Here is a 1,198-nt window from a genome sequence, read left to right on the forward strand (position 1 = left end):
GAGAGGGGCATGACGACGCCGCCCATATCATCGATATCCTCCCATTTGCGCCTGTGTGACCAGTATCCGAGCCGGACCCCGTCTCCGTTTCCCCTCGGCTTCTGCCGGGCAATAGGTGCCTCCGTCTCCAACAGGTAGAGATGGTAGGCGTCCTTGTCCTTGTAGTAGCCGACGCCACCGCCATTGGCGTCGTCGAAGGCTTCGATGCGAGCGGCGATTTCGTCATGCGGCATGCGCCGATCATACACGGGGGCACATCAGGGCGGATGATTCACTTTGCCGCAGGCCGCCTGACTTGCGCGCTCAGCGGCGAGGGGTTCGAAACATGGGATGCAATATCATCGTGGTTTCCCGCCACCGCCGGGCGATCCGGTTCCCCCGACCCTGCGCAATTGGCTGCACCCGCTGCGCGCGTGCTTCACGGCCCCCAGTTGGTAGCATGTGCTCGTCCTGGTGATGGGGGCAGTGCTGGCACCGGGCAAGCGTATCGTCAGCGCCTGCCTGCGGATGACCGGGCGCGCCGCGGCAAACAATTTCGCAAGCTACCATCAACTCCTCAACCGCGCCCGCTGGGATGGTCGCGCGATGGCACGCCGCCTGCTGGTCATGATCATCGATCGCCTCGTGCCGGAGGGGCCGGTGGTCATCGGAATGGACGATACCATCGAACCCCGGTGGGGACGGCGGATCACCGCGCGCGGCATCTATCGCGATCCCGTCCGCTCCAGCCATGGCCATTTCGTCAAAGCGAGCGGCTTGCGCTGGCTGAGCTTCATGGTGCTGACGCCGGTCCCGTGGGCGGGCGTCGTGAAGGCCTTGCCGGTGTTGACCCTGCTCGCTCCGTCGGCGCGCTCCGACCACCAGCGCGGCCGCCGGCACAAGCTGCTCACCGACTGGGCTCGGCAGGGGGCGCTCCAGCTCTGCCGCTGGTTGCCGGCGCGCGACATCGTCTTCGTGGGCGACAGCAGCTTCGCCTTCCATGAACTGGCCTACGTCATCGCCGGCCGGGCGACCCTCATCAGCCGGCTGCGGCTCGACGCCAATCTCTTCGCACCCCCTCCGAAGCGCCATGCGCACTCCATCGGGCGACCGGCACAGAAGGGATCGCCCTTGCCCAAGCTGAGGACGCTGCTCTCCAACCCGGCCACGCCCTGGCGCAGGATCACCGTGTCCGCGTGGTATGGCCGCAAGCAGGAGA

General features: G+C 66.5%; 2 protein-coding genes. One reads left to right on the plus strand and one right to left on the minus strand.

The window, feature by feature from the left end; all coding sequences use genetic code 11:
* On the minus strand, positions 1-233 hold a 233-nt coding region (locus IM708_RS21000; protein WP_209428493.1), incomplete at its 3' end, for a hypothetical protein.
* A 208-nt stretch (positions 234-441) separates the two neighbouring features.
* Here IM708_RS21000 and IM708_RS21005 point away from each other — a divergent pair.
* Positions 442-1,198 (plus strand): transposase (locus IM708_RS21005; protein ID WP_209428494.1); only part of this gene is annotated, 757 nt, incomplete at its 3' end.

Origin of the sequence: Pararhodobacter sp. SW119 (assembly GCF_017811755.1) — a bacterium.
GTDB lineage: Bacteria > Pseudomonadota > Alphaproteobacteria > Rhodobacterales > Rhodobacteraceae > Pararhodobacter.